The sequence below is a fragment of the Bacillus spongiae genome, from assembly GCF_037120725.1.
GTDB classification, from domain to species: domain Bacteria; phylum Bacillota; class Bacilli; order Bacillales; family Bacillaceae_K; genus Bacillus_CI; species Bacillus_CI spongiae.
The window spans coordinates 270,050-294,210 of sequence record NZ_JBBAXC010000003.1 but is presented as its reverse complement, the minus strand read 5'-3'; the positions used below and the strand labels follow the sequence as shown (position 1 = coordinate 294,210).

The following is a 24,161-nucleotide window of genomic DNA, read 5'->3' as shown; positions in this document are numbered from 1 at the left end:
TAAATTCATGTTACACTATTCTTTCTTTCTCTTTTCAGACGAATGTTCTTTTTTCTTCGAGAAAAATGCTTGTGCTTCTTGAATTTCCTCACGAATTAATGACATTTCTTCATCTAATCGAAAGGCAGCCTCGGCAGCTCTTTGTAGCCTTAATTCAATTTCCTTTGGAAAACGCCCTTTATATTTATAATTCAAAGAATGCTCAATCGTTGCCCAAAAATTCATGGATAATGTTCGAATTTGAATCTCAGCTAATATTCGTTTTTCTCCATATATTGTTTGAACTGGGTACTCAATCACAACATGATAAGAACGATAGCCACTAGGCTTTTTATGAGAAATATAGTCTCTTTCCTCAATGATTTTAAAATCATTTCGAATTCTGAGTAACGACACTACCGCATGTATGTCCTCAACAAACTGACACATCATTCGTACGCCAGCAATGTCCTGCATTTCAGTTTCTAGATTTTCAAGTGCAATATTTTTTTGATTGGCTTTATCTAAAATACTAGCGATAGGTTTCACACGACCTGTCACAAACTCTATAGGAGAATGAGTATCCTCAAACTCAAATTGTGATCTCATTCCCTTTAACTTTATCTTCAATTCATCCACTGCTTGTTTATACGGAGTTAAAAATTGATCCCAGTGATTCACTGTTTCCTCACCTCTTTACAAAAAAGACACCATTATCGAATAAACATTTCTTCAACTTTTGAAACTAGTTCATCTCCATAATTGCTGTTCCCCTCAATATTCTCGATTAAATATTGAAGTTCGTTATGAATTTGTTCAAGAACTAAAGACGTTTGTCCTGAAATTACGACAACTTCTAGATTATTTTGTAAAGCGAGTTTTAACTCTTTCCAAATAATTTGTGGCAAGTAGAGATATACGTATTCTTTACTATCCTCCGCTAAATACACAAAAGACAACTTATCAGAATCCACAATCACCTGTTCTGCTGCTTCCAAAGTATGTAAATCCACTTCCTCACTACTATATAAACGCAATTGCTTATTTTCTTGTTTTGCTTCAGTAAAATTTATTGTTTTTCTCATCAAAATATCTCCTTTCAAACCGTCAATCCCTTCCTATTTTACCACAAAAAATAAGAAATGCGGAAGCGCCTGATCAACGGCGTATAAATTTGACCCGCTCCGTATGAGATAAAGGAAACACGTGGAGCGATAGCGAATCGATGTTGACTTATCGTAAGGAGGAGTGGCCAAATTTACTAGACGTTAGGCGCTGGAGCTGGACAACAAGAAATGCGGAAGCGCCTGATCAACGGCGTATAAATTTGACCCACTCCGTATGAGATAAAGGAAACACGTGGAGCGATAGCGAATCGATGTTGACTTATCGTAAGGAGGAGTGGCCAAATTTACTAGACGTTAGGCGCTGGAGCTGGACAACAAGAAATGCGGAAGCGCCTGATCAACGGCGTATAAATTTGACCCGCTCCGTATGAGATAAAGGAAATACGTGGAGCGATAGCGAATCGATGTTGACTTATCGTAAGGAGGAGTGGCCAAATTTACTAGACGTTAGGCGCTGGAGCTGGACAACAAGAAATGCGGAGGCGGCTCGTTCTGGGGCGACAGGCAACTGGCGCAACACACAGAAGGTCCTGACCTTCGGAGTGGGGTGGCAGTTGACCCCGAGCCGCAAGCCGACGGAGCTGGACAACATTAAGGAACGAAGGCTAAATACGTGACGTCCTGTCACAACGCCTTCATGACCTACATCCTGTAGGCCTTGCGGAGGCGGCTCGTTCTGGGGCGACAAGCAACTGGCGCAACACACAGAAGGTCCTGACCTTCGGAGTGGGGTGGCAGTTGACCCCGAGCCGCAAGCCGACGGAGCTAGACAGCATTAAGGAACGAAGGCTAAGATCGTGACGTCCTGACGAAGCACGCAGGAAATCCTGATTTTCGTAGTGATTTGACAAGTGACCCCGAGAACCGAGCTGTTGATGCATATCTGGATTTCCTTCGTTTTTCTAGTTTTTCTTGCTTTAAGATAAAAAGTATGTCTCATAATAGGTTATATATTTATTGTCATTTCAACGAAGGGAAGACTGGTATATGAGTCAAGAAATCGAGATTGAATTTAAAAATATGCTAACCAAAGATGAATTTAACCGACTAAAACATCACTTTTCCATTAAAGAAAATCAATTTTCAATACAAGTAAATGATTATTTTGACACGCCCACATTTGCGCTGAAACAACTAGGTTGTGCCCTACGCATTCGGAAGAAGAATCAAAAAACAGTACTAACCTTAAAGCAACCTTTACAGGTAGGGTTACTTGAAACACATCAGCCAATCTCAAATCTAGATAGAGAGCATTTTATACAATCAGGTCATCTTCCGGACGGCGAGGTCAAAGAAGCTCTGTTGTTATTATCTTCCACGATAAAGAAACTAGTTCATTTTGGTGATTTGCAGACGAATCGTGCCGAATTCAACTACAAAGGAGGGCTCTTAGTTTTAGATCATAGCACCTATTTAAACACACAAGATTTCGAGCTTGAGTATGAAGTGCAAAACCCTGAAACCGGGAGTGAGAATTTCCTATCTCTTTTAGATGAATTAAACATTCCTATACGAAAATCCGATAATAAAATCAAACGATTTTATTTAGCGAAAATGAAAAATAACGACTAGAAGGAGTTATTATGAATTTACAAACAATAAAGGTTATGATGGAGCTTCAAGCTATTAAAAGTTATCCCATTACCCATCAAGCACAAAATAATACAACTAGCTTCCAAGAAATATTATCAAAATCATTGCTAACAAATTCAGATCCGCTTCCAAAAAATCAAGGGCTTGGATCAGTTTATCAGACGATTAAAACTATTAATGCTCCCGTAACACCCTTAACTAATTCACAAATTCAAAGCTCTACTCAATATCATAAGGAAATTCAGCAGGCTGCGACACTGTACCGTTTACCAGAAAAATTAATTTCTTCCGTGATCAAACAAGAATCAAATTTCAACCCCAATGCCCGTAGCTCGGCGGGGGCTTCCGGATTAATGCAACTAATGCCATCTACCGCAAAGGGACTTGGCGTAACCAATCCATTAGACCCAGAACAAAATATCATGGGTGGTAGTAAATACCTTAGACAAATGCTTGATCGCTACGATCAAAATCTTGAACTAGCTCTTGCTGCTTATAACGCAGGTCCTGGGAACGTCGACAAATTTGAAGGAATTCCACCATTTACGGAAACAACGAATTACGTAACCAAAGTGATGAATAACTATTTATCTTAATAACGTATACCTATACCTTTAACGAGCGTGAGCATATTTTTTGTTCACGTTTTTTCATCCATATAAGAAATGTTTAGATTTCTGTATTACTGTTGTATTTATACGAATACTATCGAAAAAGACGAGATATTTGTAATATGCTAACACTGTTGCTAAAATAAAAATACATTCTAAGGAAAAGGAGCTTGTTATATGGTCGAGAAATTTACCTCGCCGTTCGATCTTATTGGCGAACAAAAACTCTCGATACTCGTAGATACGTTTTATGAACGAGTAAGCAAACACCCTGATTTGTCTCCCATTTTCCCTGACGACTTAACTGAGACAGCTAGAAAGCAGAAACAATTCTTAACACAGTATTTAGGAGGGCCTACCTTATACAGTGATGAGCATGGTCATCCTATGTTACGTGCTAGACATCTTCCCCACGTTATTACACCTAAAAGAGCCGAGGCTTGGGTTGAGTGCATGGCATCTGCAATGGATGAAGTAGATCTCGATGAAAAAATTCGAGAAGACTTTTTCTCAAGGCTCGTATTAACTGCACATCATATGGTCAATAGCCCAGAGTCTACATCAGGTGAAGATCATTGAATTATGAATTAAATCATTTTCACCAAAATATTTGTAGCTCTGAGAAAAAGCCTTTAGAAATATACATGTTTGTCGATCCAATTTGTCCAGAATGCTGGTCATTAGAGCCATTATTAAAGAAACTACAAATTGAGTATGGACAATATTTCAAAATTCGATATGTTCTTAGTGGTCAATTAGCTAATCTAAATATTAATGGGAAGAATACGACAGACTTAGCTGAAAAATGGGAAAAGACTGCAAGTCGTTCAGGGATGAGCTGTGATGGCGACCTGTGGTTAAAAGATCCAATTCAATCTCCTTTTCTCGCATCAGTTGCCATAAAAGCTGCTGAACTTCAAGGAAAGCGAGCCGGGATCCGTTTTTTACGAAGAATTCAAGAAGTTTTGTTTTTAGAAAATCATAACATTTCAGATTTAGAAGTATTACTTGCTTGTGCTAAAGATGTAAATATTGATACAGACGAATTTTTACAAGATATCCATTCGCATACTGCTTCTAAAGCATTTCAATGTGACTTAAAGATCACATCTGAAATGGAAGTAGATGAAATTCCTACACTTGTATTTTTCAATGAAAATATTCATGAAGAGGGAATAAAAATATCAGGTGTCTACAATTTTAAAATTTATGAGAAAATTTTAGAAGAAATGCTAAATGGCCCTCCTATTAAACAAGATCCCCCTTCATTAGAAGTGTTTATGAACTACTACAAGCTTGTTGCTACAACTGAAGTGGCCATTGTTTATGATTTAACTGTACAAGAGGCAGAACGTGAATTAAAAAAATTACTATTACAGCAAAAGGTTGAAAGAATACCGGCTAAATTCGGTGATTTTTGGAAAGTTCGTGGCGAAGGAAAGTTATCTTAATATAGCTAATATTAAGATAGAAAAGACCTTGTAACTAAAATTACAAGGTCTTTTCTTATTACGAACAAAGGGGATGGGAGAAATTTTTCACGGTCAAACAAAGGGGTATATGTTTGCTTGTGATCAACTTCACACTCATAATATAGCATGACTTTAAACGTCTGACAAGCACATGTTAATGTTTTCACGAGATTGTCAAAAAAGAGTCATGTATTTAGTGTTTTCACTATAAAATGACTAGTGAAGGAGTGTGAATATAATTTGAATAAGCTTAAAATCATCTTTCTTATTCTTTTATTAATATTAGGATTTACATTAAATACATTAGGTTTGTTGAATTTAATTCCTATTTTTATTACATCTCCTCTACTTTTTTTTATTATTCTCGTGATCATTTCTATGATAAACCAACACAACCGATTTAATGGTCGGTAATTAAAAAAGGGAGTGTTCTCCACTCCCTCGAATACTATTATTTCAATAATAGTTCTTCCATTTCATTTAGTTTCTCTTCAAACACTTTACAAGCTTCTCTAATTGGATCAGCTGTTGTCATATCCACTCCTGCCTTCTTCAACACGTTAATAGGATAATCAGAACTACCCGCTTTTAAAAACTCTAAATAACGCTCAACAGCAGGTTTTCCTTCCTCTAAAATTTGCTTACTTAACGCAGTTGCGGCACTGAAGCCCGTTGCATATTGATAAACATAATAATTATAATAGAAGTGTGGTATACGAGCCCACTCTAGTTCAATATGACGATCTATTTCAATGTCTTCTTCACCAAAATATTTTTTATTTAATTCATAGTACTCTTTAGATAAGAAATCTGCCGTTAACGCTTCTCCTGCTTGAGCTTTCTGATGGATAATATGCTCAAATTCAGCAAACATCGTTTGACGGAAAACCGTCCCCCTAAATGCCTCTAAGTAATGGTTTAATAAAAATAGTCTTTGTTTTTCATCAGTTAAAGTCTTTAACATATAGTCATTTAATAACGCTTCATTACATGTAGAAGCAACCTCTGCTACAAATATAGAATAGTTACCATAAGGGTAAGGCTGAGTTTTTCTCGTATAATAGCTGTGAACACTATGCCCAAATTCATGTGCAAGAGTAAACAGATTATTTACATTATCTTGCCAATTCATTAAGATATATGGATTTGTTCCATATGTTCCAGAGGAATAGGCTCCGCTTCTTTTTCCTTTATTCTCAACGACATCTACCCAGCGGTTATCAAACCCTTCAGAAAGAACAGCATTATATTCTTCTCCTAATGGTTCCAAACCTTTTAAAATGTACTCTTTTGCTTCTTCATAAGAAACATCCATTTTTCCTTCTTTAACAAGTGGTGTGTATAAATCATACATATGTAGCTTCTCTAAGCCTAATACTTTCTTTCGTAGCTTCACATATCTGTGAAGTAATGGTAGATGCTCCGTTACCGTACTTACTAATTGATCATATACACTTTCTGGAATTTGATTATCCGATAATGCCGAATGCCTCGCTGAATCATACTGGCGAACTTTTGCATTAAAATTATCCTTCTTAACAGATCCACTCAGCGTACTTGCAAACGTATTTTTATATTTTCCATAAGTATCATAAACGGCTTCAAAAGCTGATTTTCTTACGCTTCTATCATCACTTTCTAAGAAACGTATATATCGTCCATGAGTAATTTGAACATCATTACCTTTTTCGTCCTTGATAGTTGGAAACTCTAAGTCTGCATTATTAAGCATTCCAAATGTATTACTAGCTGTACCCATTACCTCAGCTGCTTGTGCAAGTAATGCCTCCTGATCAGCAGATAATACATGTGGTCGTTGTTTATTAATTTCATCTAATTGGTGCCTGTATAAACGAAGCTCCGAATGTTCTTCAATAAATTGTTGAATTTTACTCTCATCAATCGCTAAGATTTCTGGAATAACATAAGCAAAGCTACTAGCAATTTGAGTATATAAATTTTTGGCACGATCATCTAAGCTTTGGTATTTTGAATCTGCTGTATCTTGATCATATCTCATATGAGCATATGTATATAATTTTCCCATTCGCTCTGTTACATGATCTTGAAAAGATATAGCATTGTATAAAGAATCTGCACTCTCTCCTAAAGTTCCCTGATAAGTCCCTGCTTGTTTCACAAGTTCTTGAATTTCTTTAAATTCTTCTTCCCATTTATTATCTGATGGAAAAATATCCTCCAATCTCCATGTAAGTTCTTCAGGAACTTCTTTACGCGCAGGAATTTCTTGTCCTCTCATCTGACCCGTCATATTATCATCCTTTCTAAATTAGATACATAGTACATTCTCGCTTATTTTTAATATTCCTGCAATAATTCAGCTTACTAACCTTTCACTGAGAATAACTTTAATATATGTTTTTGTCTTAAAAAAAATCCCTTCTCCTTCTTCCTTGCCTCCTCCTCTGATTTGCATGGACTCCAGCCTTGTAAGAGTTTAAATGTATTATTTTTCACTTCTATTAAGATGGTCGCTCTTTTCAAAATTTGAATGTATTGGTATACTGCCTGCCGATAATCAATGTTAGCACACAATGGTAGCTGACGTATTTGAATGAACTGTTTCTTTACCCTCTGTTCAAACTTAACTAATATATCTCCAAGCGTTATTAGATCTTTTTCTTTTTTGTGGATAAATGAATCTCTCCAAACAAAATATTGCCAAATAATAGGATGGGTTTTGATTGTAATCATAAACTCAACTGGCACACCAATATATTCAGGCAATAGGTAAGGATAATATCCATCTTTATACAATAGGTCTAAAAACAAATCTCTTTTTTTCTTCCTACTAACTACTTTTTGCCTTAGCCAAGCATTTTTTTCTTTTAACCAGATTGTTGTAAAAAGGTTCTTATCCATTTTTGGTGAATACTTAGGTGGTGATAAAGGAATCTTCAGGTCACTTTTTTGATATTCTTGAGAATGGATTATGTATTTCGTAGCACTTAAAGGGAAGGGATTAAAAACAAATAAAAAAGAAGTGTTCGGAGTAAAGGTAGGAAACCAAAAACCATATTGTTTATTATATTGAAGAAAAAGAAGGTGGCTTTCCTTTAACGAAGTAATTGGGGTAGTGAATTTCTTTCTATTTTTACTTGTGCATCCAAATATCCATTGAGGCATAATGTTTACTGATTTATATCCTATTGTTCTTTTCAGCATGCTCTGTAACGCGATAGGAGAGCTCTGATATTCAATGGCAAAACGACCATGTACATTTTTTACAAATATATCAGCTTTTTGGCGTTTATCTGGGGTGTATTGTTCCATTTGAGGAGACTCGTTCTGTTGAATAAGCCAATGAAAAAGCTCTTTCTTTGCGTTTAAATGTAAAGTTGACTCTGGTTCAGAAAAACCGAAGCATGCGGATAAGGATTTATGCGCAAAATGGGGAACAACTGTTTCACCAATTTTAAGAATGACAAAATCACCACAGTCAGGACACGTAAAAGAATGCTTTTTTAACAACAACAGTTCCTTCCTAGAATAAGGAGCTAATGAGATTCTTTTTCCATTGTCCATATTTGCCGTTAACAATCTTACACACCCTTTCATTTGGATTGTTATTAAATTCAATGGACGATTATCAAAGTCCTTTATTTCTTCAGTTTTTTTATAAGAATTGTTTATGTGCAGATTAGTCCTTTCTTTTCTACCCTCTTCCTATGATAAAACATTGAGGATAAAAAAACGGTAGCTCAATTTAATTTGGCTACCGTTTTTTATCACAACTACATTTTATAATAGTGGAGAAAGCAATCGAGAAGTTGACTCTAATATTCGATAACCTAAGTGACGTTTTGAAAACTGTTCATTCTTCAGTTCATAGGAATGCAATAAATCTCGTTCATATTCTTTCACCAATGTAACCGTACTATTAGTTCCATACAGAAAAGCGTTTACCTCAAAATTGAGATGGAAGCTCCTCATATCCATATTGGCCGTGCCAATAGAGGCTAGCTCTTTATCGACTATAAGGATTTTACTATGCATAAACCCTTTGTCATATTCGAATATCCTAGCTCCTGCATCTAATAATTCTGGAAAATAAGAACGTGATGCATGAAAGACGATTCGTTTATCAGGCCGTTTCGGTACAAGTAGACGAACGTCAATCCCACTTAAGGCCGCAATTTTTAGAGCTGAAAAAATATCCTCATCAGGGATAAAATAAGGAGATGCGATCCAAACACACTTCTCAGCAGATGTGATCATGGAAAAGAAGATATTTTTTATAATACTAAATTCATTATCAGGCCCACCAGCAATCATTTGAACTCCTCCATCTTGAATTTCTTTATCTGGAGTGCTTGGATTTAAGTAGCCTGGAGTAAAAAAACTATCGTTTGTCATGTAATACCAGTCTTGCAAAAAAATTAGTTGAAGGGTTCGAACAGCTTCTCCCTTAACCATTAAATGAGTATCTCGCCAAAAACCAAAATGTTTATCTCTCCCCAAATATTCATCACCAATATTCAACCCTCCCATAAAACCTACTCGCCCATCAATTACTATAATTTTACGGTGGTTTCGAAAGTTGAATTTATTATTTAAAAAAGCTAATTTTACAGGTCCAAATGGAACCATCTCAACTCCAACTTGTCTTAATTCCTCAATATAATCCTTCGAAAGCTGCCATGATCCCACAGCATCATAAAGGAAACGAACTTTTACCCCGTCTTTAGCTTTCTGAATTAAGATGTCTTTAATCTCCTGTCCAATGTGATCGTGACGAACGATATAATATTCCATATGAATATGATGAGTAGCTGTCTTCAACAATTGGAGAATTGAATGATACGTTTCCTCCCCATTCGTTAATACTTTCGTAGAAGTATTAAACGAAATAGATCCATTTCCCAGTCTTTGAGCAAGTAGAAGGTGCTTCTCATGATGTAGTGCTTTTATATTTTTTAACCGCTCTTTAATATTCGGAATAGAAGGTTCAAATTCTTGAAATGTTTGCTTGTCTAATATGTATTTTTTCTGGAACATTTTTTCTTTTCGAATATTACGGCCGAAAAGCAAATAAAATATAAAGCCAACTAAAGGGAAGCTTCCTAGCACTACTAACCACGTTAAGGTTTGAGTAGGGTGTCGATTTTCAAAGAAAATGATAAAAGCAATAAACACCACCGAAAGCGAAAAAAGCATACTACCATATTTCAGCACCCCGCTAACGTAAGGGTTAATAAAGAAATAATAGACACTAATTAAAATACTTATAAAGATAATGACTTTTACCGTATTTTTCATAATTACACCTTCATTAGCAAGTTTTTTTTATACTTGAAATAAGAAAACTAAACTCATAGGCCGAATAATTAACCTCAGAAGAATTGATCGTCTAATGAGGGCTATAAACGGACCCTAAGGTAGTTGAATTCTGTTCCTTTAAAAAAGACCGATTTCTATAATAAGAAATCGGTTGAAAACATCAGTCAATCTTACGAGAAATACTGTTGAATAGTAGAAAATACATTTTCGTTAATAATTATTTTCCCATATTCCTCAAGACGGTGGACAGTTAAAGAGGTCTCTGATGCATACTCCAATAAAATACTGATAGTATTCTCAATTTGCTCCTCACTAAATTCCTGATCGTCAAATTCAACAAATAAGTAATAATTATCCTCGAACGAGTATAATGAGGTAGAGAAAAGATCTTCTTGAATTCGATTAGATAATGCAATTACATCGTCAAATTCATCAAATTTCAACATAAAGTGTAAGGAATTCTCAACCTCTTCATTTTGCTTTATTTGAAAATGTTCATCCAAAAATTCTTCAATTCTCTCATCTACTGGGAGTTCTTTAAGCTTTTCATCCGGAATAGGTAACTCAAATTTCTGTCCATCTTTAGAGACTTGTGCTTTTGTTACGAGAATTTCTAAACCTTTATCTAAGGCCTGTACTTGAATCCATAGCGGTCCTTCTACAGCAAAGTCTTCTTCTTGATGCACCTCATCCATCATTTCCCAAAAGAGTTCTTCACTTCTTTCCCGATTATACCATATTTCTTCACGGTCAAAGCCACGGTCTTCTATATCAATATAAGAAATATAAAATTTAACTGTATTTTCATTAATACGTTCAATTTCCATTATTCACCTCTCCCTTCTCATTTTAAATTATGGTTGAAGGGGCTATACCCTCAAGCATAGCTATGTCTAATTAATATAAAAAATTTAAATCTCTTTACTCTTGTACTTCTATTTTATGATAAAAGTATAAGAAAGGGAAATATATTTGCCTATTTTTTGAAAAATCCTTATTTGCCCATATTCAACAGGAAGACATAGCTATTGTGTGAATTTTAACGGAAGGACGAAAAAACTGCAAGTCTAAGTAATTCTCCAATTTAAAAACCTTCTTCATATGAAGAAGGTTTTTAATTAGTTCACCATTTTTTGTGCTTCTAATAGTTGGAAAGTACGAACCTTTCTAGGGAGAAAGCGTCTAATTTCATCTTCATTATATCCGACTTGCAAACGCTTTTCATCCATAATAATCGGCCTTCTCAATAAACCAGGATTTTGCTGAATAAGCTCGAATAGATTTTGTAAAGGTAATGTTTCAAGATCTACATTAAGCTTTTGGAATATTTTTGAACGAGTTGAGATGATTTCATCTGTACCATCTTCAGTCATTCGTAAAATTTCTTTAATTTCCTCTATACTTAAAGGTTCGGAAAAAATATTTCTCTCTGTATACGCAATTTCATGCTCTTCAAGCCATGCTTTCGCTTTACGACATGACGTACAACTAGGTGACGTGAACAATGTTACCATGAACCATTCACACTCCCTTAATGGAATTTATATTAGATTTCCTTCGTTAACTACTTTATAATTAATTTAAAGAAGAAATATCTATTATGTATTATACCTTATTTAATCCACTATGAATATAGTTTTCTTTAAATTGTTCGATAATATGTACAACTTGTGTACATTTATCTCCTATCGTATGAAACATTGCCCTTAACTAAAAAGTACAATTATTACTCGATATCCTGTAATACGTCTTGCTCTCGATTTTCCTCAATTGATAAGACCTCTTCAACAGGTTGATAAGAAGTACCGTAAAATTTTTTATCATTGTATGTGTGGATCAGTCGATACGTTTTTCTCATTGACTCAAAAATTAATTCCTCCGATTCGCCCTTTGGTGACCAGTATAAAATCTCTAACTGATTAATTTCATTCGTTGCAAGTGACCTTCTACGATAACCAATACTTTTAGCATGTTCAAAGCCCTCGCGTTTATAAAAACGAAGCCGTTTCTCGCTATCCGTATCTTCATAATCAATTGGTTCCACTTCTAATATAATCGGCTTTCCTTTTTCTTTTAATTTTTGAATAAGTTTATGGCCAAGCCCTTGTCCTCTTGCATCCTTTGACACAAATAAATAATCAATGAACGTAAACTCTTCAAATTCCACATACATTAGGACATGATAAGGTCCTTCATCTTTATGATATATGTCCCCCTTCTCCTTTAATAATGACTCCATATGTGCCTGTGATTTCATCTCTTCAACTGGAAAATACTGATTTAATTTATCATACCAATGCATATTTGTGCTCCTTTTAATTCAATTATCCTATTCAAACAAAATTTTTCTTTTCATTATATTAGACAACTATTATTGTGCCCCGTTTCTTAGAGCATAAACAAAAAACTCGGAACACCGAGTTTTTCTACATTTGTATTAGGTTGTTTATTACGGAGTATAGTCTACCCCATTTGTATACTTATTTCCTGCGTTCCATATTAGAAATTCCTCAATCCCTTGGTCATTCAGTGCTTTAATTTGGTCTTCAACTTCCTTCTTACCGTACACTTTGTAGTTTCCTGAGCCGAGCCAAGTAGCCGTAAAATCCTGAATCCAAGGTCTTGAGATTGGTGGGTTCTCCAATTGAGCTAACGTATTATTTTCAACTTTAGCATATTCTGTCACCAATTTATAAGGCTCAAGATCAGGTTTACTTATTCCGAAATAGGAAGTCCAATGACTAGGATAGATCATTGATGAAATAACATCTACATGCTTTGAAATTTTTGAAAAGTTTTGTCCAATTCCAGGTGCTTCAGGCAGTGTTGCTGTATAACCAAAAATGTCGACAGACACTTTAACACCATATGGCTCCAACTGCTCTTTCGCATACTTTACAAAACTTGTGACTGCTTCTACTCGTTTTTGAATATTATCCTCAGAGGAATTTTGAAAGTCACCTTGACTATATATAAGCTCATCATCTCTTAGCTCAAATCCTTCTGGAAAGCGTACATAGTCAAACTGAATTTCTTGGAAACCCATTTTTGCGGCCTCAATTGCAATTCCAACGTTATAATCCCACACCTCTTTCAAAAACGGGTTAACAAATGATTCATTCCGACCATTTTTCCACACAGTATCTCCTTCTTTAAAGGACCAGTCTGGATGTTCTTTTGCTAATACAGAGTCTTTAAATACAACAACTCGTGCAATTGGATAGATGTTTTCAGCTTCAAGTGTTTTAAGGGTCTTCATAGGGTCCTTAATATAGTCCTTCCCAATTTTTGCGTAAGGAGAAGACTCTTCCGGTTTAAAGGTGACATTTCCCCAATCGTCTTTGATGTCAATCACCATCGCATTTAAATCTGTTTTATTTACCAAAGAGACTAAATCATTAAAACGGCCTCCACCTGCAGAATGTCCAGTTACGTAAATTCCTCTAATAGCATCTGGGTATTCAAATACGAGACCAGAATCATAAATAAAACGCGGGATTCTTGCTGGCAATTCTTTTTTTAAGGAAGCAAATGCTTCTCTTTTGACATGATATTCAACTTCTAGCGTATCATTCTCTTTTGCCATGGTCTCATTTTGTGTAGGGAGGAGGAGGAGCATACTTACACTTAATACTTTAACTATTTGTTTTATTTTCACATTAATCTCTCCTCAATTGTAATGTTCACTGAATATAAGCCATTCATCCAAAAAATTTGTGGAAAAATGAAGAAAAGCTTTTTTCTATTATTCTAGCAGTATTCCGCTATTTAGAAAACAATCTTAGTAGATTCTGCAAAAATTCATGTGAAAATAGATAGTTATATATTATATGTAAGTCATTCATTCAATAGTAACATTAAAAAAACGATCTCAAAGAGATCGTTTTTTTTAATGTTTATATTGAGCTTTGTACTGTTCAAATTCCTTCTCTGAACAATATACAAAATGATCCGGAGCAACTTCACGCATTTCAAGCTTATCGTTGTTTGAATAATTATGAACATTTGGGTCATACGATTTTCTTGAACGTGTACGCTCATAATCAGGGTCTGGTAAAGGTATAGCAGATAATAACGATTGCGTATAAGGGTGTAAAGGGTTCTTGTAAAGGACATCACTTGGAGCAAGTTCTACAAGTTTACCAAAATACATTACACCAATACGATCACTAATGTACTTTACCATAGATAGATCATGGGCAATGAACAAATAGGTTAGCCCTTTCTCTTTTTGTAAATCCTTCAGTAAGTTCACCACTTGAGCTTGAATCGATACATCCAAAGCAGAAATTGGTTCATCTGCAATAATAAATTCAGGGTCAACAGCTAATGCACGCGCAATACCAAGACGTTGACGTTGTCCACCTGAGAATTCGTGAGGAAAACGATTAGCGTGCTCACGATTAAGACCAACTGTTTCAAGGAGCTCATAAACCTTGTTCAAACGTTCCTCTTTATTCTTAGCTAAACCATGAATATCGATGCCTTCAGCAATAATATCTGAAACCTTCATCCGTGGATTTAATGATGCGTATGGACCTTGGAAAATCATTTGCATTTTTTGATTGAATTTTTTTAGCTTGCTTCGGGACTTCTTCCCATGCACATCTTCACCATCAAATAACACATTACCGTCTGTTGCATCGTAAAGGCGAATGATCGTACGACCAGTCGTGGATTTCCCACAACCAGATTCGCCAACAAGCCCTAACGTTTCTCCTCTATATATGTCAAATGATACATCATCCACCGCTTTAACCATATTAGGTTTTCCTGGATTAAAGTATTGTTTTAAATTTTTAATTTCTAATAGCTTTTCCTTCGTTTGTGTCATTTTGCATTAACCTCCTCGAATAGCACTGGCTTTTCATAGTTAGAAGGCATTGTGCGTTGTCTAATTTTCACCGCTTCAGGAGGCTCAACCTGAGGAGCATCCGGATGTAACAACCACGACTTAACAAAGTGGGTATCAGAAACTTTATACATCGGCGGTTCTTTTTCTAAGTCAATTTTTAACGCATAGTCGCTTCGTAGAGCAAAAGCATCTCCTTTAGGAGGGTTTAAAAGATCAGGTGGTGTACCTGGAATCGCCTTAAGCTTCGCCTTTACTTCTGTATCCAATGTTGGCATCGACGATAATAAGCCCCAAGTGTAAGGGTGTCTCGGGTCATAAAAGATTTCATCTACTGTTCCTGATTCGACAATCTGTCCACCATACATTACCGCAACGCGATCAGCAACATTCGCCACCACGCCTAAATCATGGGTAATAAAAATAATAGAAGTATCTATTTTTTTCTGTAAATCTTTCATTAGTTCTAAAATTTGTGCTTGAATCGTTACATCAAGAGCCGTTGTCGGTTCATCTGCAATAAGAATCTTTGGATTACAAGCTAAAGCGATGGCAATAACCACACGCTGTCGTTGTCCACCAGAAAATTGGTGAGGATATTGCTTAATTCTAGCCTCTGGATTTGGAAGACCCACGAGCTTTAACAATTCAACCGTTCTTTTACGAGCGTCTGCTTTACTCAGTTTTTGATGCTTTAACAATGGCTCCATAATTTGTTTCCCAATCGTCATTGTTGGGTTTAAGGACGTCATTGGATCCTGGAAAATCATTGAGATGTCTTTTCCACGAATTTTCTGCATCTCTTTTTCAGTTAGTTGGACTAAGTCTTGCCCTTCAAATTTCATTTCACCATGCTTGATGAAACCTGGAGGGTTGGGAATTAAACGCATGATTGCTTTCGTTGTGACAGATTTTCCTGACCCAGACTCTCCAACAATCGCTAATGTTTCCCCTTTATCTAAGTGAAAATCTACTCCACGAACAGCTTGAACTTCTCCTCCATGCGTTGTGAAGGAGACGTGCAAGTCTTTCACATCTAATAACCTTGTCATTTTTATTTCCCCTTCCTTAATTACTTACGCATCTTCGGATCAAGTGCATCTCGAAGTCCATCAGCCATTAGGTTGAAACCTAAAATAATAACTGAAATAACAATTGCTGGGAATGCCATCATATGTGGATACGTTTGTAAAGAACGGAACCCATCATTTACTAATGATCCTAATGAAGCTAAAGGTGGTTGAATTCCTAAACCGATGAAACTTAAAAATGCTTCGGTAAAGATTGCTGCTGGTACAGTAAACATCGTCGTAATGATAATCGGGCCCAAAACGTTAGGAAGTAAATGCTTCCAAATTAAGCGATTATTCGATGCCCCCAGCGTTCTAGAAGCCAATACAAATTCTTGGTTTTTCAATTGTAAGATTTGTCCACGTACAATCCTGGCCATTCCTGTCCAACCAGTAATAACCATCGCCATTGTTATCGTGAAAAGTCCTGGCTCAAAAATGATGATGAACAAGATTACAACAATTAAATTCGGAATACCAATTAGGATTTCAATAAATCTTTGCATGATATTGTCGACTCGGCCACCGTAATAACCCGACGCACCACCATAGGCAATACCGATAAATAAATCGATTATGGCAGCTAATACACCAATGTATATGGAAATACGTGTTCCTTCCCAAGTTCTTGTCCAAATATCGCGCCCTAAATCGTCTGTTCCAAACCAATAATACTCATCGACACCTTTTAGCTCATACATATCGTCTCCTTCACGGTCTTTACCGTCAAAAGGAAGGAATCCTATGTTTTCTAATACTGGTATTTTAGGAGGCAATTTGGCATGACGAAGATTCTGGTCTTTATAAGAATATTCGTTCATGTAAGGTCCAACTAAAGCAAATAAAAGCGTGATCATAACTAAGATCATTCCAATGATGGCGCCCTTGTTTTTGCGAAGACGAATCCAAGCGTCTTGCCAAAAATTCAAGCTTGGTCTTGCTATCACCTCAGTCTCAGCGTCACTAACCTTCGTTTGTTCAAACAGGGTGGGCGATAAGTTTTGCTTAAGGTCTTGTTGGTCTTTATTGTTCTTCATTATTTTTTCCCCCCTGCTAAGCGAATACGCGGATCAACTATTCCATACAGAATATCCACTATGAAAATAACGGCAATAAATAGGAAACTAAAGAATATAGTTATTCCCATAATAATTGGATAATCATTCGTGTTTATGGATTGAACAAATTGAGGCCCTAATCCAGGAACAGCAAAGATTTGCTCAATAACGAGAGTACCTGTCATTAATCCAACGGTCATCGGACCAAGAATCGTAATAACTGGGATTAATGCGTTTCGAATTCCATGTTTAATAACTATGGCAGCCGAGCTTATCCCTTTCGCTCTCGCTAACAGAATGTAATCAGAACCCAATACTTCAAGCATTTCTGAGCGCATAAAACGAGCAATATTAGCTATAACGATAACCGTCAAAGAGATTGTCGGAAGGATACTATATTCCCAGCCTTCCCATAAGGCAACTGGCAGCCATTGAAGCTCAACCCCAACATAATACTGAAGTAAGGCAGCGAATACGAAACCTGGAACCGAAATACCAATAACGGCTATAAAGGTTGAACCGTAGTCGAAAATTGTATTGTGCTTAAGTGCTGCGATAATCCCCATGGCTAGTCCTATAATTGTTCCAATGACTAACGCTTGAAAGCCCAGTTGTGCAGAAGGTCCAATTCGTTCAGAAATAATTTTCGTTACAGAACGACCATCATAAATAAATGAAACCCCTAAGTCTCCTTGGGCTAAGTTTGTCATATATCTCACATATTGGACTGGAATCGGATCATTCAAACCATATCTATCCAGAATGAGTTCCTGTTGCTCTGGAGAGAGTTTCTCTACGTTTGTTAGTGGTGATCCAGGAAGGAGCTTCATTAGAAAGAATGTTGCAGTAGCTATTATGAGCAAAGTGATGATCATGTAGGCAATTCGTTGAATAGTATATTTGACCATGCCAAGCCCCCCTTTTAAAAGATTTTTCGTTTATTATATCATATTTCTAATAGTGTGGTTTTTTTAAATATATTCGCTAAATTTAGATAATTGTTGTTTCGTGGAAAAGGGAGAGTATACGCAATTTTGCGTACACTCTCCCTTTTGATGTGCTGTTACTCAAATGTTACTCGATATATGCCCATTTAAAGGAAACATCTGCTCCAAAGGAGTGACGAATAACACCTTTAACAAATTCACGCTCTAAGTAAGAGGATCCTCGTTGGTACATAGGAGAAATAACCGCTTCATCAAATAATAGTTTCTCTGCGTCAGCCATTGCTTGCCAACGTGCTGGTAAATCATTTGTTAATTCACCTTTTGATTGCTCAATTAGGCTATCAAATTCAGCATTTGACCAACCAGTTTGGTTGTTTGGACCATCTGTAATAAACATATCCATATATGTCATTGGATCTGGATAGTCTGGTCCCCAACCAGAATATGCGAAGTCATAATCTAACTCTTCTTCACGCTTAAGTTTTTGTTTAAACGGCTGTTGAGAAATTGATACAGTTAAACCTTCAAGGTTACCCTCTAACTGTTCTTTAATATACTCACCAAATTTTCTAGCATTCTCACCATCATAGTTCAATAATTCAAGCTCGAAAGAATCAATTCCTTCTTCTTCCTTCGCTGTTTTCCAAAGCTTCTTAGCTTCTTCAAGATTCATTACGTTCATATCACCATTAACTTCACGGAAGTCTTTGCCATCTGGACCAGTTACGAAGTTAGCTGGTACAAAGTAATCTGCAGGGACAGATCCGTTATTTAGTAATACGTCAACTACAGATTCTTTATCTATAGCCATTGAAATTGCTTTACGAGCATTTACGTTTTTAAGAATATCGTTTGTATGGTTAAAGCGTAGGTAGAATAAAGTTGATGTTTCACGAGTGTAGAAGTTTGGATCATCTTTCCATTTGTCTACGTACTCTGAGTTTAATCCAGCAATATCAACTCGATTAGTTTCATATAAACTTACTACAGTAGAAGTATCTTTAACGATATTGTAGTTAATTTCTTCTAGTTTAACAGTATCTGCATCCCAATAATCTGGGTTTTTCTTTAATTGGTAGCTTTGCTCATGTTTCCATTCTGATAAAACGAAAGGACCATTGTAAAGTGATTTATCTGCTTCTAAAGCATATTCTTCACCTTGTGCTTCAACATATTCTTGTTTTTGCGGGTAGAATGTTGCAAAAGAAAGTAAACCTTTGAAGTATGGAGCTACACTATTAAGCTCTACTACTAATGTTTTTTCGTCAGTTGCTTTTACCCCAACGTCATCAAGGCTTCCACCTTTTTCATGAGCCTCGTATGCGCCTTTAATATCATACATAATGTACGCATATTGTACACCTTCAGTTTCTGGGTCTAACACTTTTTTCCAAGCGTACTCAAAATCATGCGCTGTTACTGGTGAACCATCAGACCATTTCGCATCACGAATAGTGAACGTATATGTCTTACCGTCTTCACTGATTTCTGGCTCTGATTCTGCCATACCTAGAACTGGCTCATCACCTTCACCTAAACGGTATAAACCTTCATATACACTGTTCATTACTTCAAATGAAACGGAGTCACTTGCTTTAGTTGGGCTCATTTTAGGAATTTCTTCACCCGATCTTAAATTAAGTACCTGTGGTCTCTCTTTATCTGTGTCGTTGCCTGTGTCTTTCTGTGTGTCTTCATCAGTATCTCCACCACAAGCTGCTAAAAATGTGGAAAGAGCAAGAAGAAGAACTAATAGGAATGATAGTTTTTTCTTCATCCCGAAATCGACCTCCTCGTATTAATATTAACCTTCTAATTTGTCAGAAGATTCGTTACCTATTATATCGCATCTGATTTTTTTTGCAATATATATTTAACAGTTTTTTTGTGTAAATGACATAAAGGACGTTAAAATGTAGATTTTCTCCTGCCTATTTTAGGGCAATATATTTTTTTTTTTTTTATTTTTGGTAAACTATTTATTAATCTATTCGCTATAATCATACCTTATTTTTTGTTTTTTTATCCATTTGAAGGTATAAACATTCTTTTTGCTTCTTTATTTCATATCCTCACAACCCTTATAAAATAGATACAATCACTTCAATGATAATTTGTCCACCAGAAAAAGATATATGTACACTTATGCAACACAAACCAACATCTTCTATATATGGAAGTTATGCCTTTCCTATTTCTTTTACCCATCATATCCTGTATACTACTTACATCTTATTTTATAGTGACGGTGATCTTACGTGAAAAATATTTTACCTCGAATTTTATGGTTAATTATTGGAATTTTTATCATTTCTTTCCTTTATTCTTTTTTTTCCAACCTTCCTTTCCTTATTGCTTTTGTTAATTCTTTCTTTGTCATGGGGCTTTTATTATTAATGATTGGATCATTTACGTTTGTTGTAGAAAAAGGCTTTTTTAATGGCATCATATACAGTATTAAACGGTTTCGAAAAAGCACCCAAGCAGGAAAGTTTTTTTCAAAATATGATAACCTAGATAGCACAAAGCCGATTCATGAAGAGTATCTCGTCAAAAGAACCGTGTCCATTACCCAACCTTTCTTAATTGTCGGAGGACTATTGACCTTCATTTCAATCGTTGCAGCTTATTATCTAGCTTGATTGTTTTCAATATATTATGTATAATTCTTTTAACTTTATAAAAATTGCGTTGATGAAGAGTAGTACATTTAAGTGATAGCTCTTAGAGAGTTTGTGGCTGGTGAAAACAAACACTATCCTAAATGGAATGGACTTTTGAGCTCCACCTGCAAAAGCGAAAGTAAGTAGTTTGTGGCGTAACCTAGCGTTAATAGGAGTCTATGCTCGCATAGATACTAAGATGGCTTTTTTGAGCACTTAGGGTGGCACCGCGGAATTAACCATTCGTCCCTATTTTGTAATAGAGATGAATGGTTTTTTATGTTTTTATAAATAATTAGTATTAGGAGGAACAAAGATGAAAACGATTTTTTCAGGTATCCAACCGAGTGGAACCATTACCCTTGGAAATTATATTGGAGCAATGATGCAGTTTATTGAGCTACAACATGACTATCACTGTTATTTCAGTGTGGTCGATCAACATGCGATAACGGTATCACAAGACCGTCTTGAATTAAGAAAAAGTATCAAATCACTTGCTGCCATGCACATTGCTATTGGGATTGACCCTACGAAATCAACAATTTTTATCCAATCTGAAGTTCCTGCTCATGCACAAGCAGGCTGGATGCTACAATGCGTAACCTATATCGGTGAACTAGAAAGAATGACCCAATTTAAAGACAAGTCTCAAGGTAAAGATGCCGTTACAGCTGGTTTATTAACCTACCCACCACTCATGGCAGGGGATATCTTATTATACAACACTGACCTAGTACCAGTTGGAGATGATCAGAAGCAACATATTGAGTTAACTCGTGATATAGCAGAGCGATTTAATAAAAAGTATAACGACATTTTGACTATTCCAGAAATTCGAATTTCAGAAGTTGGCGCACGAATCATGTCTCTGCAAGAACCGACGAAGAAGATGAGTAAATCTGATCCAAATAAAAAGGCAACCATTACTTTACTTGATGATCCTAAGCAGATTGAAAAGAAAATCAAATCAGCAGTAACAGATTCAGAAGGAATTGTGAAATACGATAAAGAGAACAAACCTGGTGTTGCCAATTTACTTTCGATTTACTCTATTTTAGGGAATATCTCAATTAAGGAATTAGAAGAAAAGTATGAAGGGGTAGGATACGGCCAGTTTAAAACCGATTTAGCCGCTGTTGTTGTCAATGCTATTAAACCTATTCAGGAACGATATTATGAACTAATAGACTCAGATGAACTTGATCAAATTTTAGATGACGGAGCAGATAGAGCCAACAAGGTCGCTAGTAAAATGATTAAGAAAATGGAAAATGCAATGGGACTAGGCAGAAAAAGAAAACGATAAAGCCTTCCCAAAAATTATAGACATTCCCCTTTCTTTATGGGGTGAAGAGAGCAATATACAAAAAAAGAAGCCACTAAGGCTTCTTTTTTAATTCACTTTAGACCCATGCTCCATGTCCCATAGCTTTTCAAAAAATGGTTGACCTTTAATAATTCGTTCACATAGGCTCGCATGTTTCCTACTCCATCCCCATTTTGTTTCTTCATACAAACTCTTCCACACCTCATCAAATGTCATTCCTTGAATGATTCTATAGTTTTCAGGTGCCCACTCTGTGTACCAATAACGTACTTCTGCTGTATTATTTGATGAGTTTAATTGGTCTAGTGCCATAAATAACAATTGTTTCAGCTGTCTTTCCTTCCTTGTTAAGCCACTCATCACCTTTGGTTCAGGTGATAGGATGTGGTAATCCTTATTCTCCAATTGAAAACAAAAGTCTTTCGGTTCATGACATTCAATCATTTCATAGACCAATTGCTCTTGCCTAGGAATTAAACGACTTTTTCGAATTGGTACAGTATAACCAATCGTATCGATCGCAATAATCCCAATTCCATCTGTCACGACGAAGCAATAATCTAGTTGAACTCTTTCATGATTTTTTCGTAAATAAGCTTTTTGATAAATTTCTTTTAACAATTCTGCTGGAATCTCTGATAGATTGTTTTCGATGTAATGAAATAAAGGTTCCGATACTTTAATAAGTGGGACTTGATCTAACAGCTCGATAACGTCCTCTTTTCTCCATTCATGAAAATGACATACATTGTATCCATTTTCTTCGCCTTCGAACCAATTCACCCATACGTCGTGAAGATATAACATTTCGACCCCTCGCTTCAGACCTATTTGTCATTCAGTATAGGCAGCGATTGGTAAAAATATTCGTCAATATTTCATTATAAATTTTTTTCTATTTATGTTTGTCCTTGCTAGTGGGTAGGTAGATCGCTAAAGTAATAAAGAGCGTTCCAATAATAAATAAATAGCCTTCCATTCGCATTTTCATCATATCGATAAATTGTTGCACAGATAGACCCGTTGTTAATAAATTTAAATAGACAATTAAACTTACGCCCCCAGAAACAGCTAGTCCAAATCCAAGGAGAAGCAAAAACAGCCTAAATACCATCTCGTTCTCCCTTCCATAAAGAAATGAGCATGTCCATGCTCTAGTTCATCATATGTATAGAAAAAAAAATTATGATAAAATTACGTATACGTTTAGAGCTTCTTTACACAAACGAGGAAGGATATTCGGTTCCTTCCCTCGTCTTTTTTAACCCCTTTAACTCTTTTCTTCTTCTTTTAGTATAAACGTTTCTGAAGGTAAGGAAAGCATTTTAACCGTGGAAGCTGGATGGTCTGCCAACCATTGTTGTATAAGGTAATAGCCCACCGCATATCCCATCATTCTTGGCGCAAACCCTTTTCCAAATAATAAGCTCTCATGGACTCTCTCTCCTTTTTTGGCATCAAGGTTAGGTTTAATTGACGTGTTCCACATTCTTTGTAAATGTGGCTGTTTATATTTTTTGCACCAATCAGCAATGTATTCTTCACCACAATACTCCTTAACTGCTGATTCTGCTAAACCCTCAAATACAATCGAATCCAGCAATGTGAATTCTTTGTTCACTTTCAAGAGCTTATTCATTCTGACACAATGATGATATTCATGAATAAATAAAGCTTCCAGCTTTTTTCTCGACACGGACGGAGTTAAAAATAAAAATATTTTATCCTTAAATGATACTCCAGACATCTTCCCCTCTCTTCTTTGATCCAAAGGAAAGATCATTATGGGCACATTTGGACCTCTCCATTTCTTCTTATATTTCTTTTCAATCTTTTCGAGGTGTGTCCAATATTCTTTTTCAATTAATTCATCAACAGTATCTAAAATTCCTGTCGTTCGACTATACATTCCAAATCCCTTTAAGTACGTATATAAACTTCTCGCTTCATCTTTATTAACTCCACATGAGGCTAGTAATTTCTCAGGGGATTCTCCATGTTTTTTTAACAGTTTGTTTGTAGGAATAACCGACAAGGTCGTAACCCTCCTTCCCTCTCCTCATCATATGAACGAAAGAGTTAAAAGGTCCGTTATCTTGTATTCCTACTTTGAACTGAAAACAATACAAAAAAGGAGCTCACATCAGAGCTCCTTCAG

At 35.9% G+C, this 24,161-nt stretch carries 23 protein-coding genes and 1 other annotated feature; of the genes, 6 read left to right on the top strand and 17 right to left on the bottom strand.

The annotated features are described in order from the left end of the window. Window positions 1–15: 15 nt before the first annotated feature. Window positions 16–660 carry a GTP diphosphokinase gene (yjbM, locus tag WAK64_RS05665; RefSeq protein ID WP_336585971.1) on the bottom strand — a complete coding sequence of 215 codons (645 nt, stop codon included), beginning with the start codon at window positions 658–660 and terminating at the stop codon, window positions 16–18. A 32-nt stretch (window positions 661–692) separates the two neighbouring features. Then, window positions 693–1,064, bottom strand: a complete 372-nt coding sequence (locus WAK64_RS05660) for a UPF0738 family protein (RefSeq protein WP_336585970.1) — start codon at window positions 1,062–1,064, stop codon at window positions 693–695. Between the two features lie 1,029 nt (window positions 1,065–2,093). Between WAK64_RS05660 and WAK64_RS05655 the strand changes: the two genes are divergently transcribed. The 4 genes from WAK64_RS05655 to WAK64_RS05640 all read left to right on the top strand — a co-directional run bounded on the left by WAK64_RS05655 (window position 2,094) and on the right by WAK64_RS05640 (window position 4,761). Continuing rightward, a complete protein-coding gene (locus WAK64_RS05655; protein ID WP_336585969.1) occupies window positions 2,094–2,678 on the top strand; it encodes a CYTH domain-containing protein in 585 nt (194 codons plus the stop codon). An 11-nt stretch (window positions 2,679–2,689) separates the two neighbouring features. Next, a complete protein-coding gene (locus WAK64_RS05650) occupies window positions 2,690–3,295 on the top strand; it encodes a lytic transglycosylase domain-containing protein (protein ID WP_336585968.1) in 606 nt (201 codons plus the stop codon). Window positions 3,296–3,487: 192 nt separating this feature from the next. Next, window positions 3,488–3,889, top strand: coding sequence for a globin domain-containing protein (locus WAK64_RS05645; RefSeq protein ID WP_336585967.1), 402 nt, complete (start codon window positions 3,488–3,490; stop codon window positions 3,887–3,889). Further along, the gene (locus WAK64_RS05640) at window positions 3,886–4,761 is read left to right on the top strand and encodes a ClpXP adapter SpxH family protein (protein WP_336585966.1); all 876 of its coding nucleotides are present in this window, start codon (window positions 3,886–3,888) and stop codon (window positions 4,759–4,761) included. The genes WAK64_RS05645 and WAK64_RS05640 overlap by 4 nt, the downstream gene beginning before the upstream one ends. A gap of 472 nt (window positions 4,762–5,233) precedes the next feature. On the opposite strand, the gene pepF is transcribed toward WAK64_RS05640, so the two are convergent. From pepF to WAK64_RS05580, 12 genes are all read right to left on the bottom strand, one after another. Further along, window positions 5,234–7,054, bottom strand: coding sequence for an oligoendopeptidase F (pepF, locus tag WAK64_RS05635; protein ID WP_336585965.1), 1,821 nt, complete (start codon window positions 7,052–7,054; stop codon window positions 5,234–5,236). 74 nt (window positions 7,055–7,128) lie between these two features. Beyond that, on the bottom strand, window positions 7,129–8,343 hold the full coding sequence (locus tag WAK64_RS05630) for a competence protein CoiA (protein ID WP_336585964.1): 1,215 nt from the start codon (window positions 8,341–8,343) through the stop codon (window positions 7,129–7,131). 201 nt (window positions 8,344–8,544) lie between these two features. Further along, a complete protein-coding gene (cls, locus tag WAK64_RS05625; RefSeq protein WP_336585963.1) occupies window positions 8,545–10,062 on the bottom strand; it encodes a cardiolipin synthase in 1,518 nt (505 codons plus the stop codon). 191 nt (window positions 10,063–10,253) lie between these two features. Next, the gene (mecA, locus tag WAK64_RS05620; RefSeq protein ID WP_336585962.1) at window positions 10,254–10,910 is read right to left on the bottom strand and encodes an adaptor protein MecA; all 657 of its coding nucleotides are present in this window, start codon (window positions 10,908–10,910) and stop codon (window positions 10,254–10,256) included. Window positions 10,911–11,201: 291 nt separating this feature from the next. Further along, on the bottom strand, window positions 11,202–11,597 hold the full coding sequence (spxA, locus tag WAK64_RS05615; protein WP_336585961.1) for a transcriptional regulator SpxA: 396 nt from the start codon (window positions 11,595–11,597) through the stop codon (window positions 11,202–11,204). Window positions 11,598–11,809: 212 nt separating this feature from the next. Beyond that, on the bottom strand, window positions 11,810–12,385 hold the full coding sequence (locus WAK64_RS05610) for a GNAT family N-acetyltransferase (protein ID WP_336585960.1): 576 nt from the start codon (window positions 12,383–12,385) through the stop codon (window positions 11,810–11,812). Window positions 12,386–12,532: 147 nt separating this feature from the next. Continuing rightward, window positions 12,533–13,741 (bottom strand): putative glycoside hydrolase, encoded by a 1,209-nt coding sequence (locus WAK64_RS05605; protein WP_419465894.1) that lies wholly within the window; start codon window positions 13,739–13,741, stop codon window positions 12,533–12,535. A gap of 231 nt (window positions 13,742–13,972) precedes the next feature. After that, a complete protein-coding gene (locus tag WAK64_RS05600) occupies window positions 13,973–14,917 on the bottom strand; it encodes an ABC transporter ATP-binding protein (RefSeq protein WP_336585959.1) in 945 nt (314 codons plus the stop codon). Continuing rightward, entirely contained in the window at window positions 14,914–15,987 is a 1,074-nt protein-coding gene (locus WAK64_RS05595) for an ABC transporter ATP-binding protein (RefSeq protein WP_336585958.1), read from the bottom strand. The genes WAK64_RS05600 and WAK64_RS05595 overlap by 4 nt, the downstream gene beginning before the upstream one ends. Before the next feature lie 20 nt (window positions 15,988–16,007). After that, window positions 16,008–17,042 carry an oligopeptide ABC transporter permease gene (gene opp3C / locus WAK64_RS05590; RefSeq protein ID WP_336585957.1) on the bottom strand — a complete coding sequence of 345 codons (1,035 nt, stop codon included), beginning with the start codon at window positions 17,040–17,042 and terminating at the stop codon, window positions 16,008–16,010. Then, the gene (gene opp3b, locus WAK64_RS05585; protein WP_336585956.1) at window positions 17,042–17,971 is read right to left on the bottom strand and encodes an oligopeptide ABC transporter permease; all 930 of its coding nucleotides are present in this window, start codon (window positions 17,969–17,971) and stop codon (window positions 17,042–17,044) included. Before opp3b ends, opp3C begins: the two co-directional genes overlap by 1 nt. A 166-nt stretch (window positions 17,972–18,137) precedes the next feature. Then, complete coding sequence (locus WAK64_RS05580) at window positions 18,138–19,787, bottom strand: peptide ABC transporter substrate-binding protein (protein ID WP_336585955.1); 1,650 nt, start codon at window positions 19,785–19,787, stop codon at window positions 18,138–18,140. 481 nt (window positions 19,788–20,268) lie between these two features. Between WAK64_RS05580 and WAK64_RS05575 the strand changes: the two genes are divergently transcribed. Both WAK64_RS05575 and trpS read left to right on the top strand, forming a co-directional pair. Then, window positions 20,269–20,652, top strand: coding sequence for a DUF3899 domain-containing protein (locus WAK64_RS05575; protein ID WP_336585954.1), 384 nt, complete (start codon window positions 20,269–20,271; stop codon window positions 20,650–20,652). Window positions 20,653–20,692: 40 nt separating this feature from the next. Further along, window positions 20,693–20,927, top strand: a binding site (T-box leader). 62 nt (window positions 20,928–20,989) lie between these two features. Next, window positions 20,990–21,982, top strand: a complete 993-nt coding sequence (trpS, locus tag WAK64_RS05570; protein WP_336585953.1) for a tryptophan--tRNA ligase — start codon at window positions 20,990–20,992, stop codon at window positions 21,980–21,982. 87 nt (window positions 21,983–22,069) lie between these two features. Here trpS and WAK64_RS05565 read toward each other — a convergent pair whose 3' ends face one another. The 3 genes from WAK64_RS05565 to WAK64_RS05555 form a co-directional block, all read right to left on the bottom strand. Continuing rightward, window positions 22,070–22,810, bottom strand: coding sequence for a YjbA family protein (locus WAK64_RS05565; protein WP_336585952.1), 741 nt, complete (start codon window positions 22,808–22,810; stop codon window positions 22,070–22,072). A gap of 88 nt (window positions 22,811–22,898) precedes the next feature. Next, the gene (locus WAK64_RS05560) at window positions 22,899–23,117 is read right to left on the bottom strand and encodes a YuzI family membrane protein (protein WP_336585951.1); all 219 of its coding nucleotides are present in this window, start codon (window positions 23,115–23,117) and stop codon (window positions 22,899–22,901) included. A 156-nt stretch (window positions 23,118–23,273) separates the two neighbouring features. Then, complete coding sequence (locus WAK64_RS05555) at window positions 23,274–24,038, bottom strand: DUF2268 domain-containing putative Zn-dependent protease (RefSeq protein ID WP_336585950.1); 765 nt, start codon at window positions 24,036–24,038, stop codon at window positions 23,274–23,276. Window positions 24,039–24,161 lie beyond the last annotated feature (123 nt).